This window comes from Bacillus sp. FSL E2-0195, assembly GCF_038003645.1.
Taxonomy (GTDB): Bacteria; Bacillota; Bacilli; order Bacillales; family Bacillaceae_G; genus Bacillus_A; species Bacillus_A mycoides.
The window spans coordinates 4050974-4074635 of record NZ_JBBOPN010000001.1 but is presented as its reverse complement, the minus strand read 5'-3'; the positions used below and the strand labels follow the sequence as shown (position 1 = coordinate 4074635).

Genomic DNA, 23662 nt, shown 5'->3' with positions numbered 1-23662 from the left:
TGTTTAAACTATGGTAAGAGATAGTGTGAGGTGCAAATGTATGAATAAAGGTCAGCGCCATATTAAAATCAGGGAAATTATTGCTAACAAAGAAATTGAAACACAAGATGAACTAGTTGATATTTTACGTAATGTGGGGTTTAATGTAACGCAAGCAACAGTATCGCGCGATATTAAAGAACTGCACTTAGTGAAGGTGCCATTACATGATGGCCGCTATAAATATAGCTTGCCAGCAGATCAACGATTTAATCCGTTGCAAAAATTAAAACGAAATCTAGTGGATTCATTTGTAAAATTAGACACGGCAGGACATATGCTTGTGCTAAAAACATTGCCTGGTAACGCTCATTCACTTGGGGCACTCATTGATCATTTAGAGTGGGATGAGATTGTCGGAACCATTTGTGGTGATGATACTTGCTTAATTATTTGCCGTACACCTGAAGATACAGGTGTTGTCTCTGATCGTTTCTTAAATATGCTTTAACAGAAAAATCTTGTTTACTTTCCTCTGTAAAGTGGAAAGTAAACAAGATATTTTTATTGGCGAAAAATACGGATTTTCAAATACAATACATTATTTTTTTTGAATGAAGTTAGAAAATAGGTGGATTGACCCGTAAAACGAATGTTTGGTACAATGGAGCGGGTTAGAAGAGTAATTTATACATACAAACATATAGTATAACTATTTGAATGAAGAATACTGAGAAAAGCCCTTAATAGGGGATTAGTTTATAACGAGGTGAATGGGGCATTGTTATCGGAATTATCGATCAGAAACTTTGCTATTATTGAGGCATTAAATATTTCTTTTCAAAAAGGTTTAACCGTTTTAAGTGGTGAAACAGGAGCTGGAAAATCCATTATTATTGATGCAATTAGTTTGCTTGTTGGTGGCCGTGGTTCAGCAGAATTTGTTCGATATGGAACAGAAAAGGCTGAGATAGAAGGCTTATTCTATGTAGAAGATGACAAACATCCATGTATCGCAAAGGCAGAAGAGTTAGATATAGAAATAGAAGATGGCATGATTATTTTGAAGCGTGACATCGCTGCGAACGGAAAAAGTGTCTGTCGTGTAAATGGGAAACTTGTTACACTCAGCATATTAAAAGAGATTGGAAAAACGCTAGTTGATATTCATGGACAGCATGAAACACAAGATTTAATGAATGAAGAGCGTCATATGTTTATGCTTGATCATTTTGATGGAAATCGCATTGTTAAACAATTGGGCATATATCAAAATGTATATACAGACTACGAGAAGTTAAAAAAACAGCTGAAATCTTTAAGTGAAAATGAACAACAAATGGCCCATCGTCTAGATTTAATTCAATTCCAACATGAAGAAATTCGTAAGGCGGATTTAAAAATGGATGAAGAATATGAATTGACTGAGGAACGATTAAAAATCTCCAATTTTGAAAAGATTTATAAAGCATTAGGAGATGCGTATCGTTCGTTAAGTGGAGACGGACAGGGATTGGATCACGTAAGAAATGCAATGGGACAAATGGAGAGTATTACGCACTTAGATGAAGCGTATCAAGAAAATCATGATTCTATTGCAAATAGTTATTACTTATTAGAAGAAGTTGCATACCAGCTTAGAGAAAAATTAGATATGATGGAATATGATCCGAAACGTCTAGATGAAATTGAAACACGTTTGAATGAAATCCGTATGTTAAAGAGAAAGTATGGAAATACTGTAGAAGAGATTTTAGCGTATGCTGATAAAATTGAACAAGAAATTTTTACGATTGAAAATAAAGACGTACATATTGAAACGACGAGAAAGCAGTTAACGAAATTAGAAGGTGTTATTGTAAAAGAAGCAACGTTGTTAAGTACTATGCGTCATGAGCTTGCAGATCATCTTACAAGCGCTATTCATCAAGAATTAAAAGAACTATATATGGAAAAAACGAAATTTGAAGTGAGAATTATGAAGAGGGTAGGAAATGTAGAAGAACCTCTCGTGGAAGGAACACCGGTAAAACTTACGGCGGATGGCTACGATCATGTGGAATTTTATATTTCAACGAATCCGGGTGAACCGTTAAAGCCACTTTCAAAGGTCGCTTCTGGCGGAGAGTTATCTCGTATTATTTTAGCTTTAAAAAGCATTTTTTCTAAGCATCAAGGTGTTGCATCTGTTATTTTTGATGAAGTGGATACGGGTGTGAGTGGTCGGGTTGCACAGGCTATTGCGGAAAAAATTTATCGTGTATCAGTAAACTCGCAAGTACTTTGTATTACGCACTTACCTCAAGTAGCTTCAATGGCGGACTCTCATTTATTTATTAGAAAACAAGTGGCGAATGATCGTACGATTACATCGGTTACTGTGTTAAGTACGGATGAAAAAGTAACAGAAATTGCTCGAATGATTTCTGGTGTTGAAATTACAGATTTAACGACAGAGCATGCGAAAGAGTTACTTACGCAAGCGCATCATTTCAAACAGACAGCAGAGGCTATCCAGTAATGGATAGCTTTTTTTTCTCAAATGACGATTTCTTAATTCTTCCGGTTATAAATAAAGCGCTGCAAGGAGAGATTAAAAAGTGAAGCCAAGAGGCTGAATGTGGGGTAGGAGCGAGGAGAGTGAACAAATTGAAATTAGAAAGATTTCGAAAAATAATAGGTCTTTGTCTCCTTGTTTCTCTAGTTTTTATTGGATGTTTTAAACCGCTTCGAACGTTTATTTCATCTCCGAAGCAACTTGTTGTTTTTGAAGGACAACAATCAGAAATAGCATCATTACCAGTTTTTAAGGCTGCATCTACAAATCGTAATGTATTTACTGTAAGTTCAAATGAACAAGAACTTATGGTAAATTCTCACCAAAATGGTGAAGCTGATATGGTGTTTCAACTTGCTGGTTTTCCAGTGAAAAAAGTAAATGTGAAAGTATTAAAAGATTTTAAAGTTATTCCAGGTGGACAATCGATTGGTGTAAAATTGAACACAAAAGGTGTACTTGTTGTAGGCCATCATTTAATTCAAACTGAAAAGGGTAAAGTATCTCCTGGTGAAACAGCTGGTGTACAGATTGGAGATATGATTACTGAAATCAATGGTAAAACAATTGAAAGAATGAGTGATGTAGCACCATTTATTCATAATAGTGGAGAAACAGGTGAACCGCTTAATCTTGTTTTATTAAGAGATGGAAAATATATTCGTGCTAAGCTAACACCACAAAAAGACAATGGTGAATCCTCTTACCGAATTGGACTGTATATTCGTGATTCAGCAGCTGGTATCGGAACGATGACATTCGTACATCCAGATTCCATGAAATATGGAGCGCTTGGTCATGTAATTTCCGATAATGATACAAAAAAGCCAATTCAAGTAGAAGATGGACAAATTATGCGTTCGACAGTAACGTCTATTGAAAGAGGAAGTCACGGGAACCCGGGAGAAAAATTAGCAAGATTTTCACCGGATCGTGAAGTGATTGGTAATATTACAATAAATAGCCCGTATGGTATTTTTGGGAAATTAAACACAGATATGACAAACGGCATAATGGATAAAGCAATGCCTATCGCATTATCCCATCAAGTAAAAGAAGGGCCAGCGAAAATATTAACAGTTATTGATCAAGATAAGGTGGAAGCGTTTGATATTGAAGTTGTTAGTACGGTACCACAAAAGTTCCCGGCTACAAAAGGTATGGTTATAAAAGTGACAGATAAACGTTTACTAGCAAAAACGGGTGGTATTGTACAAGGAATGAGTGGAAGTCCGATTGTACAAAATGGGAAAGTAATTGGTGCGGTTACACATGTATTTGTAAATGATCCAACGTCAGGATACGGTGTTCATATTGAATGGATGTTACATGAGGCTGGAATTAATATTTATGATCAAGAGAAAAAAGCGAGCTAATACATATTAGCTCGCTTTTCTTTTGAAAAATTCGTTGAAATTTTGTAAAAGCTCCGCAAGAGCTGTTTTTTGTTGTAAGATATAAGCAAAGGGTTGAACGTTTCGCTGTAATTCTATGATGGAATGTGTTGCGAAAGTAAAAAAATGAACGATAAACATATTTTTTTGTGATTTTATCGGAAAGTAAGAAACTTTAAAGGGAATTTTCACACAATTGTCGAACAATTCATGTAGCCTAGAAGCTTACACATGTCGGAAGAATCGATTCGGTAAGGGAGGAAAAACTGTGGAGAAAATTAAAGTATGTCTTGTGGATGATAATAAAGAATTGGTATCGATGCTAGAGAGTTATGTTGCTGCCCAAGATGATATGGAAGTTATCGGAATTGCTTACAATGGTCAAGAATGTTTAAACTTATTGAAAGAAAAGCAGCCTGATATACTCGTTTTAGACATTATTATGCCACATTTAGATGGTCTAGCTGTGCTAGAGAAAATGCGACATATTGAAAGGTTAAGACAACCTAGCGTTATTATGTTGACAGCATTCGGACAAGAAGATGTGACGAAAAAAGCGGTTGATTTAGGGGCATCATATTTCATATTAAAACCATTTGATATGGAGAATTTAACAAGTCATATTCGTCAAGTTAGTGGTAAGGAAAGTGCTACTATTAAACGTCCATTACCATCTTTCCGATCAGCAACAACGATCGATGGAAAACCGAAAAACTTAGATGCGAGTATTACAAGTATCATTCATGAAATTGGTGTACCCGCTCATATTAAAGGGTACATGTACTTACGAGAAGCAATCTCTATGGTGTACAATGATATCGAATTACTAGGATCTATTACGAAAGTATTATATCCAGATATTGCAAAGAAATATAATACAACAGCAAGCCGTGTCGAGCGCGCAATCCGTCACGCAATTGAAGTAGCTTGGAGCCGTGGGAATATTGATTCTATTTCGTCCTTATTTGGTTATACTGTATCCATGTCAAAAGCAAAACCTACGAATTCTGAGTTCATCGCAATGGTTGCGGATAAGCTAAGACTTGAACATAAGGCTAGCTGAGAGGAAAAGTAGTAAGGGATTTAAGTTTTAGTAGAGCTTAATAATTCTTGAAATTTATACTCGATATCAATTTTAAAACCAATAAACTTTTATTTAATGACCAATGAATTTTAGAATTCGTTGGTCTTTTTATTTTGTTGAGAAAAAGAGGGAGAAGTGATATCGATTTTATCAAAATTATTTGGGTAGATAAAAAGGGTTGTTTGATATTATGGAAAATAAAACCTGTTTTTAGTAATATTACATATAAGTGAGTTTTTTAAGGTAATTAAATAGGTATACAGAGGGAGAAGGAAAATGAAAAACAAAATATTAACTTGGCTAGGAATAGTAGCAGCTATGGGAGTTCTTGCTGTTGCAGTTACATTTGGAATGTTAGAGCTTGCCGATAATCCAGTAGATAAAGAAGTGAGTGCTCAAATAGATAAAAAAGAAGACCCAACGATAGTAGGTAGAGAGGTAGATGGAGTCTTTGTTGATGTGTATGTTACTGAAAATTCTACTGAAAGCGAAGTCATTACAGCGATGTATCACATGACTCATCAAAAAGTAGTGGCAGAACGAAAATCGGGATCCATCCCAATGATTCAAAATAACGCTGAAAAATTAAAAAAAATCATAAATAAGAGTAGTTTTGCGAAGAAAAATGAGCTTGTAGCAATTGCTGATAGATGGGCGAAAAAAGATTTTAGTAAAATTGTAGAAGATCACAATTTTTTCTCGGATGCTCAAGAGGGTAATGTTTGTAAAGCCACTAGAGCGATGGATGCGGTAGAAGAGCAACATTATATTTTAACTACATTCGGGGAGGAAAAAGCGAAAGAACTATACGAATCAGGGGATACTCCGCACATTCAATAAAAAATAATATGAAGGGCTTCTAGTTTTTTTATTACCTTGCTTTAAGGGGGCAATGGTGACTTGTGAATAAATATTCTGCTTTCTTTATGACTTGTAACAAAAAAGAAGATATATAATTCATTATTAAATGATGAAGTAAAGGCTAAATCGCATCGTAGTACATCTGTTAAAGGATTTTAGCGGGGAAGTCATCCATGATATAATAGATAATAATAAAAAGCCCTGCAAAACAGGACTATATTATTCTTCGTCTTTATTTTGTTTTTCTAATTCAACTAACTTTTGGATTAAAATATGCTGTGGCATATGCATAAGTTGTTCAAGTGGAACACCTAACGCTTTTGATAGGCGGACTGCAGTGTCTGGAGAAATTTGTAATGGTCTCATAGAAGTACCTCCTTTTTCGTATAGTATAGCATAAGATTGGGGGAGTGAGGATGACTCTTATATTTGCGCATCGTGGTGCGGCGGGAACGTATCCGGAAAATACAATGATTTCATTTGAAGCAGCAGAGGCTTTCGGGGCAGATGGAATTGAACTCGATGTTCAATTCACGAAAGATGGAAAAGTTGTCGTTATTCATGATGAAACGGTGGATCGGACAACAAATGGAAAAGGTGCGGTTCGAAATTATTTATATGAGGATTTATGTAAGTTGGATGCGAGTTATAAATTCGGTGACAAAGTAGGTTTTTGCAAAATACCTCTTCTAGAAGAGGTGTTAGAATGGCTCGCAAAAACGAAATTGCTACTCAATATTGAACTGAAAAATAATAAAATCCCATACAGAGGTTTAGAAGAAGAGGTTATAACACTTGTACGTAAGTTTAGTCTAGAGGATCGGATTGTGTTTTCTTCTTTTAATCACTACAGTATGAAGCGATGTCATATGATGGCTCCTGATATTCAAACAGCTATTTTGTATCGTGAAGGTTTGCATAGCCCGTGGGCATATGCAAAAAAGATGGGTGCTACTGCAGTACATCCGAATTATCGTTATCTTCAAGATGCTATCGCTGAATTAACGATGGGAAGTGGTGTGGAGGTTCGTCCTTACACGATAAATGAAGAAACGCTTATGCGTAAATATTTTGATATGAATATATCAGCGATTATTACTGATTATCCTGAAACAGCAAGAACTTTATTACCGATAAAAAAATGAGACCTAATATAATGGTCTCATTTTTTATTTATGATATGTGAAAACTTTGTTTTATCTTCTGAAGCGTGCTTGTACTTTATTTCTCTTACGATCTCTGTGTAAGACGAAGCCGCCGAAGATATAAAACCCGAGTGCGAAGCAAAGAGCGCCGATTAAAAATTGTAACCATAATATAGGGATTGGGGAGAACAAAATCCCAAATACAGTATCTCTCATTAGTTTAATACCAAGCACGGCTAATGAAATGGGGATGAGTGCTAATAATAGAGCGAGGTAACGCTGCATACATAACGCTCCTTTTCAGATTATTTTGTGTATTTTAATGATGTTATATGGAATGGGGGTTTGTCAAGAGGTTGCTGAACGAGTAAGATAAGAATGTGAAAAATTTTGCAGAGATACTTCGAGAGGAAGTGTAATGTATGAAACAAAATGTGTTAATTGTTGGAGCAGGTGAAGGTGGGAGTACACTGCTGAGTCTGTTGCAAAATTCGAATATATTTCAAATTATAGGAGTTATTGATAGTAATCCAATTGCGAAAGGATTACAAATCGCAAAGGAATATGGGGTTCCGATTGGTGATAGTGTAACTCCGTTTCTTTCTATGCATATTGATGTAATGTTTGATATGACAGGTGATTATGATTTACATAAAGTTTTATTGGGAAGCAAGCATAAAGACACCCTTCTTATACCAGGGGATATTGCAAAAATTGTTACGAGACTAGCGCATGAGAAGGAAAGCTTAATTGGAAAGCTAGAAGAACAGACGCAACAAGGGAATTTAATTTTAAATTCAACGCATGACGGTATGATTGTTATAGACCAAGAGGGACAAGTTCGTCTGTTTAATAAAAGCGCAGAGCGTATTACTGGATATAAAAAAGAGGAAGCAATAGGGAAATATATTTTAGAAGTTATTCCAACGAGTAAGTTGCTTCGTATTATACGCACGAAAAAAATAGAAGTGAATCATGAACTGACGTTAGAGAATGAAAAAAAGATTATTACAACGCGTATTCCGATATTAAAAGAAGGTGGAGAGGTTCAAGGGGCGTTTGCGATTTTTAAAGACATTACAGAAGTTGTAGATTTAGCGGAAGAAGTTACAGACTTAAAAGAAATTCAAACGCTACTTGAGGCGATTATTAACTCATCTGAGGAAGCAATTTCGGTTGTTGATGAGAAAGGAAGAGGACTAGTTATAAACCCTGCTTATACGAAGTTAACGGGTTTGACTGAAGAAGAAATTATTGGGAAGCCGGCTACAACTGATATTGTGGAAGGTGAAAGTATGCATATGAAAGTACTTCGGACGCGCCGAGCGGTACGAGGAATACATATGAAGATTGGGCAAAAAAAGCGAGATGTAATTGTAAACGTAGCACCGGTTATTGTCGATGGAATATTGAAAGGGAGCGTCGGGGTAATTCGCGATGTATCAGAAATTCAAAAGTTAACAAATGAATTGAATAGGGCAAGACAAATTATTCGAACGTTAGAAGCAAAATATTCATTTGATGATATTGTTGGTGATTCAGATGAAACGACGGCAGCTATTGAACAAGCAAAACTTGGAGCGAATACACCGGCAACAGTATTGCTTAGAGGGGAGTCTGGTACGGGGAAAGAGTTATTTGCACACGCTATTCATAACAGTAGTAATCGAAAATACAATAAGTTTGTACGAGTAAACTGTGCTGCTATTTCTGAGACCTTATTAGAAAGTGAATTATTCGGTTATGAGGAAGGCGCGTTTTCTGGAGCGAAAAGAGGCGGGAAACGAGGATTCTTTGAAGAAGCGAATAATGGAAGTGTTTTTTTAGATGAAATCGGAGAGTTATCTGCAAATACGCAAGCGAAGCTCCTTCGTGTGCTACAAGAAAAAGAAATTGTGAAAGTAGGGGGAACGAAAGCGATACCTATTAATGTCCGAGTAATTGCAGCAACACATGTGAATTTAGAAAAGGGCATTCTAGAAGGAGAGTTCAGAGAGGACTTATATTATCGTTTAAATAAAATCCCGATTCAAATTCCTTCCCTTCGTCAGCGTAAAGGAGATATACCAGCGATTGCAGAAAGGTTAATTCAAAAAATTAATCAAGATTATGGTCGTAATGTAGAAGGACTCACCGATTCAGCCGTTTCGTATTTGCAATCATATGAATGGCCAGGGAATGTTAGGGAACTTGAAAATATTTTAGGACGAGCTATTATCTTTATGAATTATAACGAAATATATATTGATGTACATCATTTACCGCCTTTACATAAAGAAGAACAAGTAGAGACGAAACAAAATAATTTATTACCTGAATTAGAAGAGAAGGCCCTTGAACACCTAGTGACAGAATTTGAGGGGAATATTATCCGTGAATATTTAGAGAAATTTGATGGGAACAAAACGAAGACTGCAAAAGCGTTAGGAATTTCAGTTCGAAACTTATATTACAAGCTAGAAAAGTATGACTGCGCAAAAAATAGCATGCAATAAATTGCATACCGTGCAATTTATTGCATGGTATACAAAAAGCGACAAAACGAGACAGAATATTTCGTTGTTTTTCAAAGTATTGATTTTACTGCATTTTGAATGCGTTTTCATTATTGGTAAGACCACTTTTGAAAGTTGGCACGGTATTTGCTTAATGAATAGACGAGGGACGACGGAAAGGGTTGATTACAAAATATGAAGTTAGAACACTTAATTGATCAAGCAGCAGGACAGCCTAAAAAAACTGTGGCTGTAGCAGTAGCTGAAGATCATGAAGTAATTGAAGCTGTAGCGAAAGCAATCAAGTTACAGCTAGCTCAATTTCGTCTATATGGAAATCAAGAGAAAATAATAGGGATGCTACAAGAGCATGGGTTACAAACTTCAGAACATATTGAAGTGATTGCAGCAGCGTCAAGTGCTGAGGCTGCAGAACTTTCTGTTAAATCTGTAAGCAATGGCGAAGCAGATGTGCTAATGAAGGGGAACATCCCAACAGCAAATATTTTGAAAGCTGTATTAAATAAAGAGTGGGGACTTCGTAAGGGCAGCGTGCTTTCACATGTTGCAGCGTTTGAAGTTCCAAATTACGATCGTCTTATTTTTGTTACAGACGCAGCGATGAACATTGCACCTGATGTAACACAAAAAGCTGCTATTATACAAAATACTGTAGAAGTTGCCCAGGCAATAGGAATTGATTTGCCAAAGGTAGCGCCAATTGCAGCGGTAGAGGTTGTTAATCCTGCGATGCAAGCGACAATTGATGCAGCGATGTTAACTCAAATGAATCGCCGCGGACAAATTAAAAATTGTGTCGTTGATGGACCACTTGCTTTAGATAATGCAGTATCACAAATTGCAGTAGAACATAAAGGCATAGTAAGTGATGTAGCAGGTAAGGCAGACATTTTACTCGTCCCAACGATTGAAGCTGGAAATGTGCTATATAAATCACTCGTCTACTTTGCAAATGCAAAGGTAGGAGCGATGATTGCTGGCGCTAAAGCACCGATTGTTTTAACATCACGTGCTGATTCAGCAGAAACAAAAGTATATTCATTAGCATTGGCAGTTGCGACTGCTTCAAAATAAACCAAATAGGGTAAAACAATTAGGGGGAAACGACAATGACATTAGAAATCTTCGAATACTTAGAAAAATATGATTATGAGCAAGTGGTATTTTGTCAAGATAAAGAATCTGGTTTAAAAGCAATCATTGCAATCCATGATACAACACTTGGACCAGCTCTTGGTGGAACAAGAATGTGGACATATGATTCTGAAGAAGCGGCGATTGAAGATGCATTGCGTCTTGCAAAAGGGATGACATACAAAAATGCAGCAGCTGGTTTAAACTTAGGTGGTGCAAAAACAGTAATTATCGGTGATCCACGTAAAGATAAAAGCGAAGCGATGTTCCGTGCATTAGGACGCTACATTCAAGGACTAAACGGACGTTACATTACAGCTGAAGATGTTGGTACAACAGTAGATGATATGGATATTATCCATGAGGAAACTGATTTTGTAACAGGGATTTCACCATCATTCGGTTCTTCTGGTAACCCATCTCCAGTAACTGCATACGGTGTTTACCGTGGTATGAAAGCAGCTGCAAAAGAAGCATTTGGTACAGATAACCTAGAAGGAAGAGTAATTTCTATTCAAGGTGTTGGTAATGTAGCATATCACCTATGCAAACATTTACACGCTGAAGGAGCAAAATTAATCGTTACAGATATTAATAAAGAAGCTGTACAACGTGCAGTAGAAGAATTCGGTGCAACAGCAGTTGAGCCAAATGAAATTTACGGTGTTGAATGTGATATTTACGCACCATGTGCATTAGGCGCAACAGTTAATGATGAAACTATTCCACAACTTAAAGCAAAAGTAATCGCAGGTTCTGCAAATAACCAATTAAAAGAAGATCGTCACGGCGACCTTATTCATGAAATGGGTATTGTATACGCACCAGACTATGTTATTAATGCAGGTGGCGTAATTAACGTAGCAGACGAATTATATGGATACAATAGAGAACGTGCATTAAAACGTGTTGAGTCTATTTATGACACAATTGCAAAAGTAATCGAAATTTCAAAACGCGATGGCATAGCAACTTATGTTGCAGCAGATCGTCTAGCTGAAGAGCGCATTGCAAGCTTGAAAAACTCTCGTAGCACATACTTACGCAACGGTCACGACATTATTAGCCGTCGCTAATCATTCATATATAACTTTTACAAAAGGTGTGGTTACCTCTTATGAGGTTTCCACTTCCTTTTAAATTTATTAGTGGAGGTAGCAACATTGTCTGTAAATCGAATTCTTGTTATTAACCCAGGTAGTACATCCACAAAGATTGGTGTTTTTGATAATGAAAGACCCGTTCTAGAAGAAACTATTCGTCATGACGTAGAACAGATTGGAAAATATAAGCGAATTATCGACCAATATGAGTTTCGTAAAGAAACGATTTTAGAAGTTCTACATTCTCATGGTATTAACATTTCAAAATTAAACGCTGTTTGTGGGCGTGGTGGATTACTTCGTCCAATCGAAGGCGGTACGTATACAGTAAACGATGCGATGTTAGAAGATTTAAAAAATGGGTTTAGCGGTCATCACGCTTCAAACCTTGGAGGCATTTTAGCATATGAAATCGCTTCTGGATTAAACATTCCTGCATTCATTGTGGATCCTGTCGTTGTAGATGAAATGGAACCGATTGCTCGTATTAGCGGTATTGCTGGTATGGAACGTAAAAGTATTTTCCATGCATTAAACCAAAAAGCGGTTGCTCGTAAAGTAGCAGATGAATTAAATCACAAATATGAGGATTTAAATTTATTAGTTACACATATGGGTGGTGGTATTACAGTTGGTGCTCATAAAAAAGGAAAAGTTATCGATGTTAATAATGGCTTAAACGGAGAAGGACCATTTAGTCCAGAGCGTGCTGGTACAGTACCAGTAGGACAATTAGTTGAAATGTGTTTTTCTGGTGAGTATTACCGAGACGAAATGGTTAAAAAACTTGTCGGACAAGGTGGACTTGTAAGTCTTATCGGTACAAACGATGCAATTAAAGTAGAACAAATGGTTGAAAAAGGTGATCCTGAAGCAACCCTTATTTATAAAGCAATGGCGTATCAAGTTGCAAAAGAGATTGGCGGAGCTAGTGCTGTACTTCACGGGAAAATCGATGCAATCGTATTAACTGGTGGACTTGCGTACAGTAAAATTCTTGTCGATGAAATAAAAGAACGTGTTCACTGGATTGCAGATGTTATCGTACATCCAGGAGAAGATGAATTACAAGCGTTAGCAGAAGGAGCACTTCGTGTATTACGTGAAGAAGAAGCTCCAAAAGAATATATTGTACGAGAAAAACAAACAGTAGCTAGGGGTTGAGATAATGGCAAGAGAATATGATTTAGTCATCGTTGGCGGCGGTACTGGTGGATATGTTGCTGCTATTCGTGCATCACAACTAGGGTTAAAAACTGCACTTGTTGAAAAAGAAAATCTTGGTGGTACTTGTTTACACAAAGGATGTATTCCTAGTAAAGCTCTTTTACGTAGTGCGGAAGTATACGCAACTGCTAAAAAAGGAGAAGAGTTCGGAGTTATTGCAAGTAATGTAGAACTAAACTTTGCTAAAGTACAAGAGCGTAAAGAGAAGATTGTAACGCAGCTTCACAAAGGCGTTCAGCATTTAATGAAACAAGGTAAAATTGATGTGTTTGAAGGTATTGGCCGTATTCTTGGCCCATCTATTTTCTCTCCAATGCCAGGTACAATTTCAGTTGAACTTGCAAGTGGAGAAGAGAATGAAATGTTAATTCCAAAAAATGTACTTGTTGCAACAGGTTCTCGTCCAAATTCATTACCAGGATTAGAGTTAGACGGAGAGTATGTAATGTCTTCGGATCATGCCCTAAAAATGGAAACGCTTCCTAGCTCAATCATTATCGTTGGTGGCGGTGTAATTGGTATTGAGTGGGCATCTATGCTTGCTGACTTCGGTGTAGAAGTTACTGTATTAGAATATGCGAAAAACATATTACCACTAGAAGATAATGACGTTTCAAAAGAAATGCAACGTCTATTCAAGAAAAAAGGTATTAAAGTGGTAACTGGTGCAAAAGTATTACCAGAAACATTGGTAAAAGATAATGGAGTAACAATTCAAGCTGAACATAACGGTGAGAACAAAGCATTTAAAGCAGAAAAAATGCTTGTATCTGTAGGAAGACAAGCGAATACGCAAAATATGGGCTTAGAGAACACAGATATTGTTGTGGAAAAAGGATACATTCAAACAAATGAGTTTTATCAAACGAAGGAATCTCATATTTACGCAATTGGAGATGTAATCGGTGGCTTGCAACTTGCTCACGTTGCTTCTCATGAAGGAATTGTTGCAGTAGAACATATCGCTGGTAAAGAAGTTGCACCAATTGATTATTCTATGGTATCAAAATGCGTATATAGTAGTCCAGAAGTTGCTTCTGTCGGCTTAACAGAACAAGAAGCAAAAGAAAAAGGCTATAAGTTAAAAGTAGGTAAGTTCTCATTCCGTGCAATCGGAAAGGCACTTGTATACGGAGAATCAGACGGTTTTGTAAAACTTGTAGTTGATGAAGAAACAAATGACATTCTCGGTGTTCATATGATCGGACCACATGTAACAGATATGATTTCTGAAGCTGGTCTTGCAAGAGTACTTGATGCAACACCTTGGGAAGTAGCACATACAATTCATCCGCATCCATCATTATCTGAGGCGATTGGTGAAGCTGCACTTGCTGTAGATGGAAGAGCGTTACACGCATAAAAATGTGGATTTAGGAGGTTATGAAAAATGGCAGAAGTAAAAGAAAAGCGCCATGAAGAGCTTGGCTTAAGTGATGAGCAAGTATTAGAAATGTTCCGTACGATGTTACTTGCACGTAAAATTGACGAACGTATGTGGTTATTAAACCGTGCAGGTAAAATTCCATTCGTAATTTCTTGTCAAGGACAAGAGGCTGCACAAGTTGGAGCGGCGTTCGCTCTTGATAGAGAGAAAGATTATGCATTACCATACTACCGTGATATGGGTGTTGTACTAGCGTTTGGTATGACAGCTAAAGAGCTTATGTTGTCTGCTTTCGCAAAAGCTGGAGATCCAAACTCTGGTGGTCGTCAAATGCCTGGTCACTTCGGTCAAAAGAAAAATCGTATTGTTACAGGCTCATCACCAGTAACAACGCAAGTACCACATGCAGTTGGTATTGCACTAGCTGGAAAAATGGAGAAGAAAGATTTAGTAACGTTCGTTACATTCGGAGAAGGCTCTTCAAACCAAGGTGACTTCCATGAAGGAGCAAACTTTGCTGGTGTACACAAACTACCTGTTATTTTCATGTGTGAAAATAATAAATACGCAATCTCTATTCCAGTTGAAAAACAATTAGCATGTAAAAACGTATCAGACCGTGCAATTGGTTACGGTATGCCTGGATATACAATAGACGGAAACGATCCGCTTGCAGTATATAAAGCTGTAAAAGAGGCAGCAAACCGCGGCCGTCGTGGTGAAGGCCCAACTTTAATTGAAACAGTATCATATCGTTTAACAGCACATTCTAGTGACGACGATGATCGTGTTTATCGTGATAAAGAAGAAGTAGAAGAAGCAAAGAAAAAAGATTCAATTATAACATTTGCAGCTTATTTAAAAGAAGCTGGCGTGTTAACTGAGGAATTTGAAAAACAAATGTTAGACGAAATTATGCATATCGTAAATGAAGCAACAGAATATGCAGAAAATGCTCCGTATGCAGCACCTGAAGATGCATTGAAGCACGTATACGCAGAATAGGGGGGAACGTTTCATGGCTGTAATGTCTTATATTGATGCTATTACATTAGCAATGCGCGAAGAAATGGAACGCGATGAGAAAGTATTTGTTTTAGGTGAAGATGTTGGTAAAAAAGGTGGCGTATTTAAAGCGACACACGGATTATATGATCAATTTGGTGAAGATCGTGCGCTTGATGCACCGCTTGCAGAATCTGCAATTGCTGGGGTAGCAATTGGTGCGGCAATGTATGGTATGCGTCCAATCGCTGAAATGCAGTTTGCTGATTTCATCATGCCAGCAGTAAACCAAATTGTTTCTGAGGCAGCAAAAATTCGTTATCGTTCTAATAACGATTGGACTTGTCCAGTTACAATTCGTGCGCCATTTGGCGGCGGTGTTCACGGTGCATTGTATCATTCACAATCTGTAGAAGCGATGTTTGCAAACCAACCAGGTTTAAAAATTGTTATCCCTTCTACACCATATGATGCAAAAGGCTTATTAAAAGCTGCAATTCGTGATGAAGATCCAGTATTATTCTTTGAGCATAAGCGTGCATATCGCTTAATTAAAGGTGAAGTGCCAGAAGATGACTATGTATTACCAATCGGAAAAGCAGATGTAAAACGCGAAGGTGATGATATTACTGTTATCACTTACGGATTATGTGTTCACTTTGCTCTTCAAGCAGCTGAAAAGTTAGCACAAGATGGAATCTCTGCACACATTCTTGATTTAAGAACGGTATATCCGTTAGATAAAGAAGCAATTATTGAAGCGGCTTCTAAAACAGGTAAAGTTCTTCTTGTAACAGAAGACAATAAAGAAGGAAGTATTATAAGTGAAGTGGCAGCTATTATCGCTGAAAACTGTCTGTTTGATTTAGATGCGCCAATCGCACGTCTTGCAGGTCCAGATGTTCCAGCAATGCCATATGCACCAACAATGGAAAAATTCTTTATGGTAAATCCAGATAAAGTTGAAAAAGCAATGCGTGAACTTGCGGAATTTTAATCGGGGGGACTATACATGGCTGTAGAAAATATCACAATGCCTCAGCTCGGGGAGAGCGTTACAGAGGGTACAATTAGTAAATGGCTCGTTAATGTTGGCGATCACGTAAACAAGTATGATCCGCTTGCAGAAGTAATGACTGATAAAGTAAATGCTGAAGTGCCATCTTCTTTCACTGGTATTGTGAAAGAATTAATCGCTGGTGAAGGTGAGACGTTAGCTGTAGGTGAAGTAGTTTGTGTTATTCAAGTAGAAGGCGCAGATGAAGTAGCAGCGACAGCTGTTGAGGAAAAAACAAAAGAAGAACCAAAGGCAGAAGTAGCTACGCCTGAAAAAGCACCGAAAGCAAAACAACCAACTGATGGAAAACCACGTTTTTCACCAGCTGTTTTAAAACTTGCAGGTGAGCATAATGTTGATTTAGATTTAGTAGAAGGTACGGGAGCAAATGGCCGTATCACTCGTAAAGATATTTTAAAGCTGGTGGAATCTGGAAATATTCCGCAAGCAGGTGCGAAGAAAGAGGAAGCGGTAGCAGTAGTAGAAGCGCGTCCAGAAGCACCAAAAGCAGCGCCAGTAGCACAAAAAGTAGAAGCTGTAAAACCAGTTTCTGTACCAACAATGCCTGGCGATATCGAAATTCCAGTAACAGGTGTGCGTAAAGCAATTGCAGCGAACATGTTACGTAGTAAACACGAAGCGCCACATGCTTGGATGATGATTGAAGTAGATGTGACAAACCTTGTGTCATACCGTAATTCAATTAAAGGTGATTTCAAAAAGCGCGAAGGCTTTAATTTAACGTTCTTTGCTTTCTTCGTAAAAGCAGTAGCGCAAGCGTTAAAAGAGTATCCTCAAATCAATTCAATGTGGGCTGGCGATAAGATCGTTCAGAAGAAAGATATTAACCTTTCTATCGCTGTTGCAACAGAGGACGAACTATTTGTACCAGTAATTAAACACGCGGATGAGAAGACGATTAAAGGTATCGCTCGTGAAATTACAGAGCTTGCAGGAAAAGTACGTACGAAATCGTTAAAAGCGGACGAAATGCAAGGTGGAACATTTACAATTAATAACACAGGATCATTCGGTTCTGTTCAATCTATGGGTATTATTAATTACCCACAAGCGGCTATTTTACAAGTTGAATCAATTGTAAAACGCCCAGTAATTATGGATAATGGTATGTTCGGTGCTCGCGACATGGTTAACTTATGTTTATCACTTGATCACCGTGTACTAGATGGCTTAATTTGTGGTAAGTTCTTAGGACGTGTAAAAGAAATTTTAGAAAATACGTCAGAAAATAATACATCTGTATATTAATAAAAAGCTCGCTTATGCGAGCTTTTTATCATCTTATTTCTTCATTTGCATCCTACTATATGTACAACACTTTTCCCGGCAATCTTACAATGAACGAGTATGTATTAGAAATTTACGAAAATACATTGCTGATATATGGTATATAGATATAAAATAAGAAAAGAATAATTTTTTTGGCAAATCTTACTGACGAAACTGTAGTATAATATATTGTATTGTATGAAAAAGAGAGTTATTCTATATAAGTGTTTTATAGATAATGTGTAATCAGTCGTCAAAACATGAAGAATGTTGACTCCTGGTTTTTTATTTTGCTGTAACAATGTTTCAGGAGGATGTCATGAAAAGAAGTACCGAGTTTCTAAAAAGTTTAGATGTAAAATTAATATTAATTTTGTTTGCATTATGTGTTACGAGTATAGCTGCTATATATAGCAGTCAGCAAACTGGACAATATGGGGCTGAGAATTTTGCTCTGAAACAAGGTGTTAACTACATAATTGGGATTGTAATGTTACTTCTTGTTGCAAGTGTTGATTCAGATCAGCTACAAAAACTATCTTGGCCATTGTATATTGCTACATTTGCTTCGATTATTTTGTTGAAGATATTACCAGTTTCAAACTTTACACCTGAAATACTTGGGGCGAAAAGATGGTTTAGGTTTCCGGTAATTGGATCTATTCAACCGTCGGAGTTTTTCAAAATTGCACTGGTTATGTTAGTAGCAAATTTAGCAGTAAAGCATAATGCACAGTATATGGTTCGAACATTTAAAACAGACCTAATATTAATAGGAAAGGTAATGTTAGTAGCTATTCCTCCTACGGCTGTTGTATATAGCCAACCGGATACAGGTATGGTATTCTTATATGCTGCTGCAATTGCATGTATTTTATTTATGTCAGGTATTCAGAAGAAATTGATAGCGTTATGTACAACTATTCCGGTGACCATAGTATCGGCGTTAATATTTATTTACGTAAGGTATGAGGATTTCTTCTTTAATAATTTAGTTATGTTACTAAAACCTCACCAACGATCACGTATTTTAGGTTGGTTAGATCCATTTGAACATACAGATCAAGGTTATCAAACACAGCAATCGATTTTAGCTGTAGGTAGTGGCGGTATGGAAGGGAAAGGATTTGGCGAAGGGAACGTCTATATCCCTGAGAAGCATACTGACTTTATTTTTGCTACAATTGCCGAAGAAGGTGGATTTATCGTAGCAGCGTTAGTTGTATTCTTATTCTTATTACTACTATATCGAACAATTATTATCGGTTATTCTGCTGATAATTTATTCGGTACATTATTATGTGCTGGATCAATTGGGATATTAACGGTTCAAATATTCCAAAACATCGGTATGATCGTTGGATTAATGCCTGTAAAAGGGATTGCATTACCGTTCTTATCATATGGGGGAAGTTCCTTGTTCTCGAATATGATTATGATGGGTCTCATATTATCCGTACGAAAAACGTATAAAAAGTATATGTTTTCTGTTAAGTAAAAAAGCTGATTCGTTTAAAAACGAATCAGCTTTTTTACATATATGCTCTTAAACGTTGCAAACTAAAACAAAGTAGCAGTTTGAGATGGGTAAGGAGTGCAAAGTGATGCATATGCATATTTTTGAAGGGGCACGGCATCTTTCTAATAGTGAATGGGTTATTCGGGCTATCATAGCATACATATTTTTAATATTAGTTGCGAAAGCGATGGGGCAAAGGTCCATCGCGCAACTTCGTTTTTTAGATGTTGTATTAGTGTTATTGCTTGGTGGGAATATTTCTAACGCATTATCTGATGAAAAAGTGGGATTACTCGGCTCGATGATTACAACGTTCATACTCGTTGTACTTCACATTATAAGCTCAGTCTTAATGTTGAAATGGGATAGATGGAGACGCTTTTTAGAGCCAGCACCTATTATTCTTATACATAATGGTTCCATTGATTTTAGCAATTTGAAAAAAGCGAGAATTACGGTGGAATATTTATTTTCGGAACTTCGTATGCGAAATGTGAGCGATATTCAAACGATTAAATTAGCATTGTGGGAAGCGAATGGTGTTGTTTCTATATTCCGGTATCCAGAATATGAAGCAGTTTCGCGGCTTGATCTGAAAGTGGCGGGAAGAAGATCTCCAATTTCTTTTGTATTAGTAAAGGACGGGAGGATTCAGCAAGATGTTCTAGCTTTAGTAGGAAAAACAGAAGAGTGGGCGAGAGAATTTCTAGAGAAGAATGCAGAAATTGAATCCATTATGTTAGCTACAGTAGATGAAGCACATAAAATAAATATTTTGTTAAAAAAATGAAAAATATACGCATTTTGTCGTTTCATACATATGATACAATAGTGTGGACAACGAAAAAGGAGGCGATACGATGGGATATGTAGAAGAATTACGAAAAATAGTTGGTCATCGCCCTTTAATTTTAGTTGGTGCTGTTGTACTCGTTATAAATGAAAGTGGATATGTATTATTACAGCAAAGAACAGAGCCGTACGGAAAATGGGGGTTGCCTGGCGGGCTAATGGAGCTTGGTGAATCACCAGAAGAAACAGCTTACCGTGAAGTATATGAAGAGACAGGAATAGAAGTAAAGAACCTCCGATTAATCAATGTATTTTCTGGAGCGAACTATTTTTCAAAATTAACAAACGGTGATGAGTTTCAATCCGTAACGACAGCCTATTATACCGATGAATACGAAGGGAATTTTGTTATGAATAAAGAAGAAGCGGTTCAGCTTAAATTCTTCCCGGTAACAGAGCTACCTGATTATATTGTAGGATCGCATAAAAAAATGATTGCGGAATATATGAAAATTATGGAAAAGTGACAAAAAGGTGTTAGAGCAAGGGCTCTAACACCTTTTCTATGCCTAAATACAAGTAAACTTACTTGTATTTCATAAACATTAACTGGTAAGATACAAATAGATAGTTTTAGAGGAGGGAAAAGATTGATTAATTTTAACTTTTTTATGAATGATGTTGTCCGCCAAGCGCGTGAAGAGATTGTCTCTGCTGGATATACAGAATTGACGACGCCGGAAGCAGTAGAAGAAGCGTTTAAAAGAAATGGAACAACACTTGTAATGGTAAACTCTGTATGTGGTTGTGCAGGTGGTATTGCTCGTCCTGCTGCTGCGCATTCCGTACATTATGATAAACGTCCTAACCATCTTGTAACGGTGTTTGCAGGTCAAGATAAAGAAGCAACAGCAACAGCTCGTGAATATTTCGAAGGATATCCACCTTCTTCTCCATCATTCGCTTTATTAAAAGATGGAAAAATTGTAACGATGGTAGAACGTCATGAAATTGAAGGTCATGAACCAATGCAAGTTATTGCAAAACTACAATCTTATTTCGAAGAGAATTGTGAAGAACTATAAATACAAGCGAAAAGGCGGTACGTCCACAATGAAGTGGATGTACCGCCTTTTTTATTTAGTTTTTAAAATAATTAAACATGCAGGAAGTTGTTGTTTTATGCATGTTTTCATGCATTAACAACAGCTTTAATGCTGTTTTTTTATTTATTTTTATTTTAAATATTGCATAAAAATGAAAGTGCTGATACAATACAAACATCGAATAAATATTCTATTAAACTTTTAAATATACATTATTAGGGGGAAGAAAGATGAAGAAGTTGTTATCAATATCGTTTGCACTTATTTTAATTGTAAGTATATTCAGTGCTTGTAGTAATGGGGAAGAAAAGGCTACTGGAAAAAATAAAAAAGTACTCGTTATGGGGACGTCAGCAGACTATAAACCGTATGAATACGTAGAAGCTTCAAAAAGTGATGAAATTATCGGCTTTGATGTTGATATTGCCAAATATATCGGAAAAGAACTTGGATACGAAGTGAAAGTGAAAGACATGGATTTCGGCGGATTATTAGCATCTCTTAATTCAGGAAAAGTTGATTTCGTTATGGCGGGTATGACGCCAACTGCAGAGCGTAAAAATAATGCTGATTTCACAGATATATATTTTGTTGCAAAAAATATGATCGTTTCAAAAAAGGGCTCTAATATTAAATCGTTAGAAGATTTAAAAGGGAAAAAAGTAGGAGTACAAACAGGATCAATTCAAGAAGAAAAGGCAAAAGAATTTCAGAAACAAGTCGATTTCAAAGCTGAGGGACGTGACCGTATACCAGAAATCGTACAAGAAATTAAAGCTGGTCGTTTTGACGCTGCAATTATAGAAGACACAGTTGCAAAAAATTATTTAGAAAAAATGAAAGAGCTACAAGGAATTGAAATTCAAGAAGCACCAGAAGAAGTAGGTGCAGCAATTGCTCTTCCGAAAAATAGTGATAAAACAGAAGAATTTAATAAAGTAATTAAGAAAATGCAAGAAAATGGAGAAATGGATAAATTAGTGAAGAAATGGTTTGGCAGCGGAAAATAAGCTGCCTTTCACTTTTCTGTGAGGGGAATGAAAAGGATGAATCTAGATTTTTCGGCAATTACGCCTTCAATACCATATATATTAAAGGGATTAGAAGTTACATTAAAAATTGTAGCTGCATCAGCTGTGGTAGGATTTATTTTAGGAACGTTATTAGCACTTTGCAAAATTGCTAGAATACGAGTATTAAATATTGCAGCAGATATTTATACGTCAATATTTCGTGGCACACCGCTAGTATTACAATTAATGATTATTTATTTCGGTGTTCCGCAAATGATGGGTTATGAGATACCGGCCTTTTTAGCAGCTGTACTTGCATTTAGCTTAAATTCAGGTGCATATATGTCAGAAGTAATTCGTGCCGGCATTCAAGCAGTCGATAAAGGACAAACAGAAGCAGCAATGGCTTTAGGTATTCCGTACAGTAAAATGATGAGAAATATTATTTTTCCTCAAGCTTTAAAAAATATATTACCAGCACTTGTGAATGAGTTTGCGACACTTACGAAAGAGTCGGCTGTAGTAACCGTAATAGGAGCGACTGATTTAATGCGCCGTGCTTATATTGTAGGTGGTGAAACATTTAAATATCTTGAGCCATTACTTTTTGTTGGACTTATTTATTATATATTAGTAATTATTCTTACATTAGTCGGGAAAGCCATTGAAGGGAGAATGAAGAAAAGTGATTAAAATTGACAACCTTCATAAATCATTTGGGAAAAATGAAGTATTAAAAGGAATTACAACAACGATTGAGAAAGGAGAGGTTGTTGCAATTATTGGACCGTCTGGATCTGGAAAGTCAACGTTTTTACGCTGTATGAATGTATTAGAAGCGCCGACAGATGGTCACATTTGGATTGGAACGGAAGAAGTAACGAATCCGAAAACAAATATTATGCACGTTCGTGAAAATGTCGGAATGGTATTTCAACATTTTCACTTATTCCCTCATATGACTGTATTAGAAAATATTACGTATGCTCCTATCAATGTAAAAGAAGTAACGAAGCAAGAAGCTGAAAAAAAAGCTGAGAAACTTCTAGAAAAAGTGGGGTTATTAGATAAGAAAGATGCATATCCAAATCGTCTTTCAGGAGGACAAAAGCAACGTGTAGCAATTGCAAGAGCGTTAGCGATGGAACCGGAAGTTATGTTATTTGATGAACCTACCTCTGCGCTAGATCCAGAAATGGTGAAAGAAGTGTTAGAAGTTATGAAATCATTAGTTACGACAGGAATGACGATGGCAATCGTTACACATGAAATGGGATTTGCAAAAGAAGTAGCAGACCGTGTTCTCTTTTTAGATGGTGGAAAGCTCGTAGAAGATAGTAATCCGGAAGAGTTTTTTACAGCACCAAAAAGTGACCGTGCAAAAGAATTTTTGCAAAAGATATTGTAATATGTGAAGGGTACGTGAATAATAGGTAGAAAAGGATGACATTGCGTCATCCTTTTTTTATACTATTTTTAAATACATTTATACA

The 23662-nt window shown here is 36.6% G+C and carries 23 protein-coding genes; 21 read left to right on the top strand and 2 right to left on the bottom strand.

What is annotated here, in order from left to right:
• The first annotated feature begins 40 nt into the window (after positions 1–40).
• The 5 genes from argR (at position 41) to MHH59_RS20900 (ending at position 5854) form a co-directional block, all read left to right on the top strand.
• A complete protein-coding gene (gene argR / locus MHH59_RS20920; RefSeq protein ID WP_002015076.1) occupies positions 41–490 on the top strand; it encodes an arginine repressor ArgR in 450 nt (149 codons plus the stop codon).
• Between the two features lie 270 nt (positions 491–760).
• Positions 761–2500 carry a DNA repair protein RecN gene (gene recN / locus MHH59_RS20915; RefSeq protein ID WP_002088564.1) on the top strand — a complete coding sequence of 580 codons (1740 nt, stop codon included), beginning with the start codon at positions 761–763 and terminating at the stop codon, positions 2498–2500.
• 119 nt (positions 2501–2619) lie between these two features.
• Positions 2620–3912, top strand: coding sequence for a SpoIVB peptidase (spoIVB, locus tag MHH59_RS20910; RefSeq protein ID WP_002015079.1), 1293 nt, complete (start codon positions 2620–2622; stop codon positions 3910–3912).
• A 286-nt stretch (positions 3913–4198) separates the two neighbouring features.
• Entirely contained in the window at positions 4199–4993 is a 795-nt protein-coding gene (spo0A, locus tag MHH59_RS20905; protein ID WP_002015081.1) for a sporulation transcription factor Spo0A, read from the top strand.
• Positions 4994–5290: 297 nt separating this feature from the next.
• Positions 5291–5854, top strand: coding sequence for a PRK06770 family protein (locus MHH59_RS20900; RefSeq protein ID WP_002167694.1), 564 nt, complete (start codon positions 5291–5293; stop codon positions 5852–5854).
• Between the two features lie 240 nt (positions 5855–6094).
• Here the strand turns inward: MHH59_RS20900 and MHH59_RS20895 are convergent, their stop codons facing one another.
• Positions 6095–6241, bottom strand: a complete 147-nt coding sequence (locus MHH59_RS20895; RefSeq protein WP_001247671.1) for a YycC family protein — start codon at positions 6239–6241, stop codon at positions 6095–6097.
• A gap of 50 nt (positions 6242–6291) precedes the next feature.
• Here MHH59_RS20895 and MHH59_RS20890 point away from each other — a divergent pair, with 50 nt between their 5' ends.
• Positions 6292–7020, top strand: coding sequence for a glycerophosphodiester phosphodiesterase (locus MHH59_RS20890; protein WP_002033957.1), 729 nt, complete (start codon positions 6292–6294; stop codon positions 7018–7020).
• Between the two features lie 51 nt (positions 7021–7071).
• Here the strand turns inward: MHH59_RS20890 and MHH59_RS20885 are convergent, their stop codons facing one another.
• Positions 7072–7305 (bottom strand): DUF2627 domain-containing protein, encoded by a 234-nt coding sequence (locus MHH59_RS20885; RefSeq protein ID WP_001190193.1) that lies wholly within the window; start codon positions 7303–7305, stop codon positions 7072–7074.
• Between the two features lie 137 nt (positions 7306–7442).
• On the opposite strand from MHH59_RS20885, the gene MHH59_RS20880 reads away from it, so the two are divergent.
• The 15 genes from MHH59_RS20880 to MHH59_RS20810 all read left to right on the top strand — a co-directional run bounded on the left by MHH59_RS20880 (position 7443) and on the right by MHH59_RS20810 (position 23577).
• Positions 7443–9515 carry a sigma 54-interacting transcriptional regulator gene (locus MHH59_RS20880; protein WP_002129032.1) on the top strand — a complete coding sequence of 691 codons (2073 nt, stop codon included), beginning with the start codon at positions 7443–7445 and terminating at the stop codon, positions 9513–9515.
• 195 nt (positions 9516–9710) lie between these two features.
• Positions 9711–10610, top strand: a complete 900-nt coding sequence (gene yqiS, locus MHH59_RS20875) for a phosphate butyryltransferase (protein ID WP_002015087.1) — start codon at positions 9711–9713, stop codon at positions 10608–10610.
• A 35-nt stretch (positions 10611–10645) separates the two neighbouring features.
• A complete protein-coding gene (locus MHH59_RS20870) occupies positions 10646–11746 on the top strand; it encodes a leucine dehydrogenase (protein WP_002015088.1) in 1101 nt (366 codons plus the stop codon).
• An 87-nt stretch (positions 11747–11833) separates the two neighbouring features.
• Positions 11834–12937, top strand: a complete 1104-nt coding sequence (gene buk, locus MHH59_RS20865) for a butyrate kinase (RefSeq protein ID WP_002088555.1) — start codon at positions 11834–11836, stop codon at positions 12935–12937.
• Positions 12938–12941: 4 nt separating this feature from the next.
• Positions 12942–14363 carry a dihydrolipoyl dehydrogenase gene (gene lpdA / locus MHH59_RS20860; protein WP_002015090.1) on the top strand — a complete coding sequence of 474 codons (1422 nt, stop codon included), beginning with the start codon at positions 12942–12944 and terminating at the stop codon, positions 14361–14363.
• 27 nt (positions 14364–14390) lie between these two features.
• Positions 14391–15392, top strand: coding sequence for a 3-methyl-2-oxobutanoate dehydrogenase subunit alpha (gene bfmBAA / locus MHH59_RS20855; RefSeq protein ID WP_002167697.1), 1002 nt, complete (start codon positions 14391–14393; stop codon positions 15390–15392).
• Between the two features lie 13 nt (positions 15393–15405).
• Positions 15406–16389, top strand: a complete 984-nt coding sequence (gene bfmBAB, locus MHH59_RS20850) for a 3-methyl-2-oxobutanoate dehydrogenase subunit beta (RefSeq protein WP_000290070.1) — start codon at positions 15406–15408, stop codon at positions 16387–16389.
• A 15-nt stretch (positions 16390–16404) separates the two neighbouring features.
• On the top strand, positions 16405–17718 hold the full coding sequence (locus MHH59_RS20845; RefSeq protein WP_050000321.1) for a dihydrolipoamide acetyltransferase family protein: 1314 nt from the start codon (positions 16405–16407) through the stop codon (positions 17716–17718).
• A gap of 340 nt (positions 17719–18058) precedes the next feature.
• Positions 18059–19237 carry an FtsW/RodA/SpoVE family cell cycle protein gene (locus MHH59_RS20840; protein WP_033731238.1) on the top strand — a complete coding sequence of 393 codons (1179 nt, stop codon included), beginning with the start codon at positions 18059–18061 and terminating at the stop codon, positions 19235–19237.
• A 106-nt stretch (positions 19238–19343) separates the two neighbouring features.
• Positions 19344–20048, top strand: a complete 705-nt coding sequence (locus MHH59_RS20835; protein ID WP_340852244.1) for a DUF421 domain-containing protein — start codon at positions 19344–19346, stop codon at positions 20046–20048.
• A 70-nt stretch (positions 20049–20118) separates the two neighbouring features.
• Entirely contained in the window at positions 20119–20577 is a 459-nt protein-coding gene (locus MHH59_RS20830; RefSeq protein ID WP_033709417.1) for an NUDIX hydrolase, read from the top strand.
• A gap of 144 nt (positions 20578–20721) precedes the next feature.
• Positions 20722–21135: a BrxA/BrxB family bacilliredoxin gene (locus tag MHH59_RS20825; RefSeq protein WP_002008492.1), complete on the top strand. Its 414-nt coding sequence runs from the start codon at positions 20722–20724 to the stop codon at positions 21133–21135.
• A 251-nt stretch (positions 21136–21386) separates the two neighbouring features.
• Entirely contained in the window at positions 21387–22166 is a 780-nt protein-coding gene (locus tag MHH59_RS20820; RefSeq protein WP_002129023.1) for a transporter substrate-binding domain-containing protein, read from the top strand.
• A 36-nt stretch (positions 22167–22202) separates the two neighbouring features.
• Positions 22203–22862, top strand: coding sequence for an amino acid ABC transporter permease (locus MHH59_RS20815; RefSeq protein WP_002067073.1), 660 nt, complete (start codon positions 22203–22205; stop codon positions 22860–22862).
• A complete protein-coding gene (locus MHH59_RS20810) occupies positions 22855–23577 on the top strand; it encodes an amino acid ABC transporter ATP-binding protein (protein ID WP_002088545.1) in 723 nt (240 codons plus the stop codon). Before MHH59_RS20815 ends, MHH59_RS20810 begins: the two co-directional genes overlap by 8 nt.
• Positions 23578–23662 lie beyond the last annotated feature (85 nt).

Excerpts from the sequence above, each read along its gene's own strand:
- argR (WP_002015076.1), top strand. The coding sequence starts at position 41 with ATGAATAAAGGTCAGCGCCATATTAAAATCAGGGAAATTATTGCTAAC.
- MHH59_RS20900 (WP_002167694.1), top strand. The coding sequence starts at position 5,291 with ATGAAAAACAAAATATTAACTTGGCTAGGAATAGTAGCAGCTATGGGA.
- MHH59_RS20895 (WP_001247671.1), bottom strand. The coding sequence starts at position 6,241 with ATGAGACCATTACAAATTTCTCCAGACACTGCAGTCCGCCTATCAAAA.
- MHH59_RS20890 (WP_002033957.1), top strand. The coding sequence starts at position 6,292 with ATGACTCTTATATTTGCGCATCGTGGTGCGGCGGGAACGTATCCGGAA.
- MHH59_RS20885 (WP_001190193.1), bottom strand. The coding sequence starts at position 7,305 with ATGCAGCGTTACCTCGCTCTATTATTAGCACTCATCCCCATTTCATTA.
- MHH59_RS20880 (WP_002129032.1), top strand. The coding sequence starts at position 7,443 with ATGAAACAAAATGTGTTAATTGTTGGAGCAGGTGAAGGTGGGAGTACA.
- yqiS (WP_002015087.1), top strand. The coding sequence starts at position 9,711 with ATGAAGTTAGAACACTTAATTGATCAAGCAGCAGGACAGCCTAAAAAA.
- MHH59_RS20870 (WP_002015088.1), top strand. The coding sequence starts at position 10,646 with ATGACATTAGAAATCTTCGAATACTTAGAAAAATATGATTATGAGCAA.
- lpdA (WP_002015090.1), top strand. The coding sequence starts at position 12,942 with ATGGCAAGAGAATATGATTTAGTCATCGTTGGCGGCGGTACTGGTGGA.
- bfmBAA (WP_002167697.1), top strand. The coding sequence starts at position 14,391 with ATGGCAGAAGTAAAAGAAAAGCGCCATGAAGAGCTTGGCTTAAGTGAT.
- bfmBAB (WP_000290070.1), top strand. The coding sequence starts at position 15,406 with ATGGCTGTAATGTCTTATATTGATGCTATTACATTAGCAATGCGCGAA.
- MHH59_RS20845 (WP_050000321.1), top strand. The coding sequence starts at position 16,405 with ATGGCTGTAGAAAATATCACAATGCCTCAGCTCGGGGAGAGCGTTACA.
- MHH59_RS20840 (WP_033731238.1), top strand. The coding sequence starts at position 18,059 with ATGAAAAGAAGTACCGAGTTTCTAAAAAGTTTAGATGTAAAATTAATA.
- MHH59_RS20835 (WP_340852244.1), top strand. The coding sequence starts at position 19,344 with ATGCATATGCATATTTTTGAAGGGGCACGGCATCTTTCTAATAGTGAA.
- MHH59_RS20830 (WP_033709417.1), top strand. The coding sequence starts at position 20,119 with ATGGGATATGTAGAAGAATTACGAAAAATAGTTGGTCATCGCCCTTTA.
- MHH59_RS20825 (WP_002008492.1), top strand. The coding sequence starts at position 20,722 with ATGAATGATGTTGTCCGCCAAGCGCGTGAAGAGATTGTCTCTGCTGGA.
- MHH59_RS20820 (WP_002129023.1), top strand. The coding sequence starts at position 21,387 with ATGAAGAAGTTGTTATCAATATCGTTTGCACTTATTTTAATTGTAAGT.
- MHH59_RS20815 (WP_002067073.1), top strand. The coding sequence starts at position 22,203 with ATGAATCTAGATTTTTCGGCAATTACGCCTTCAATACCATATATATTA.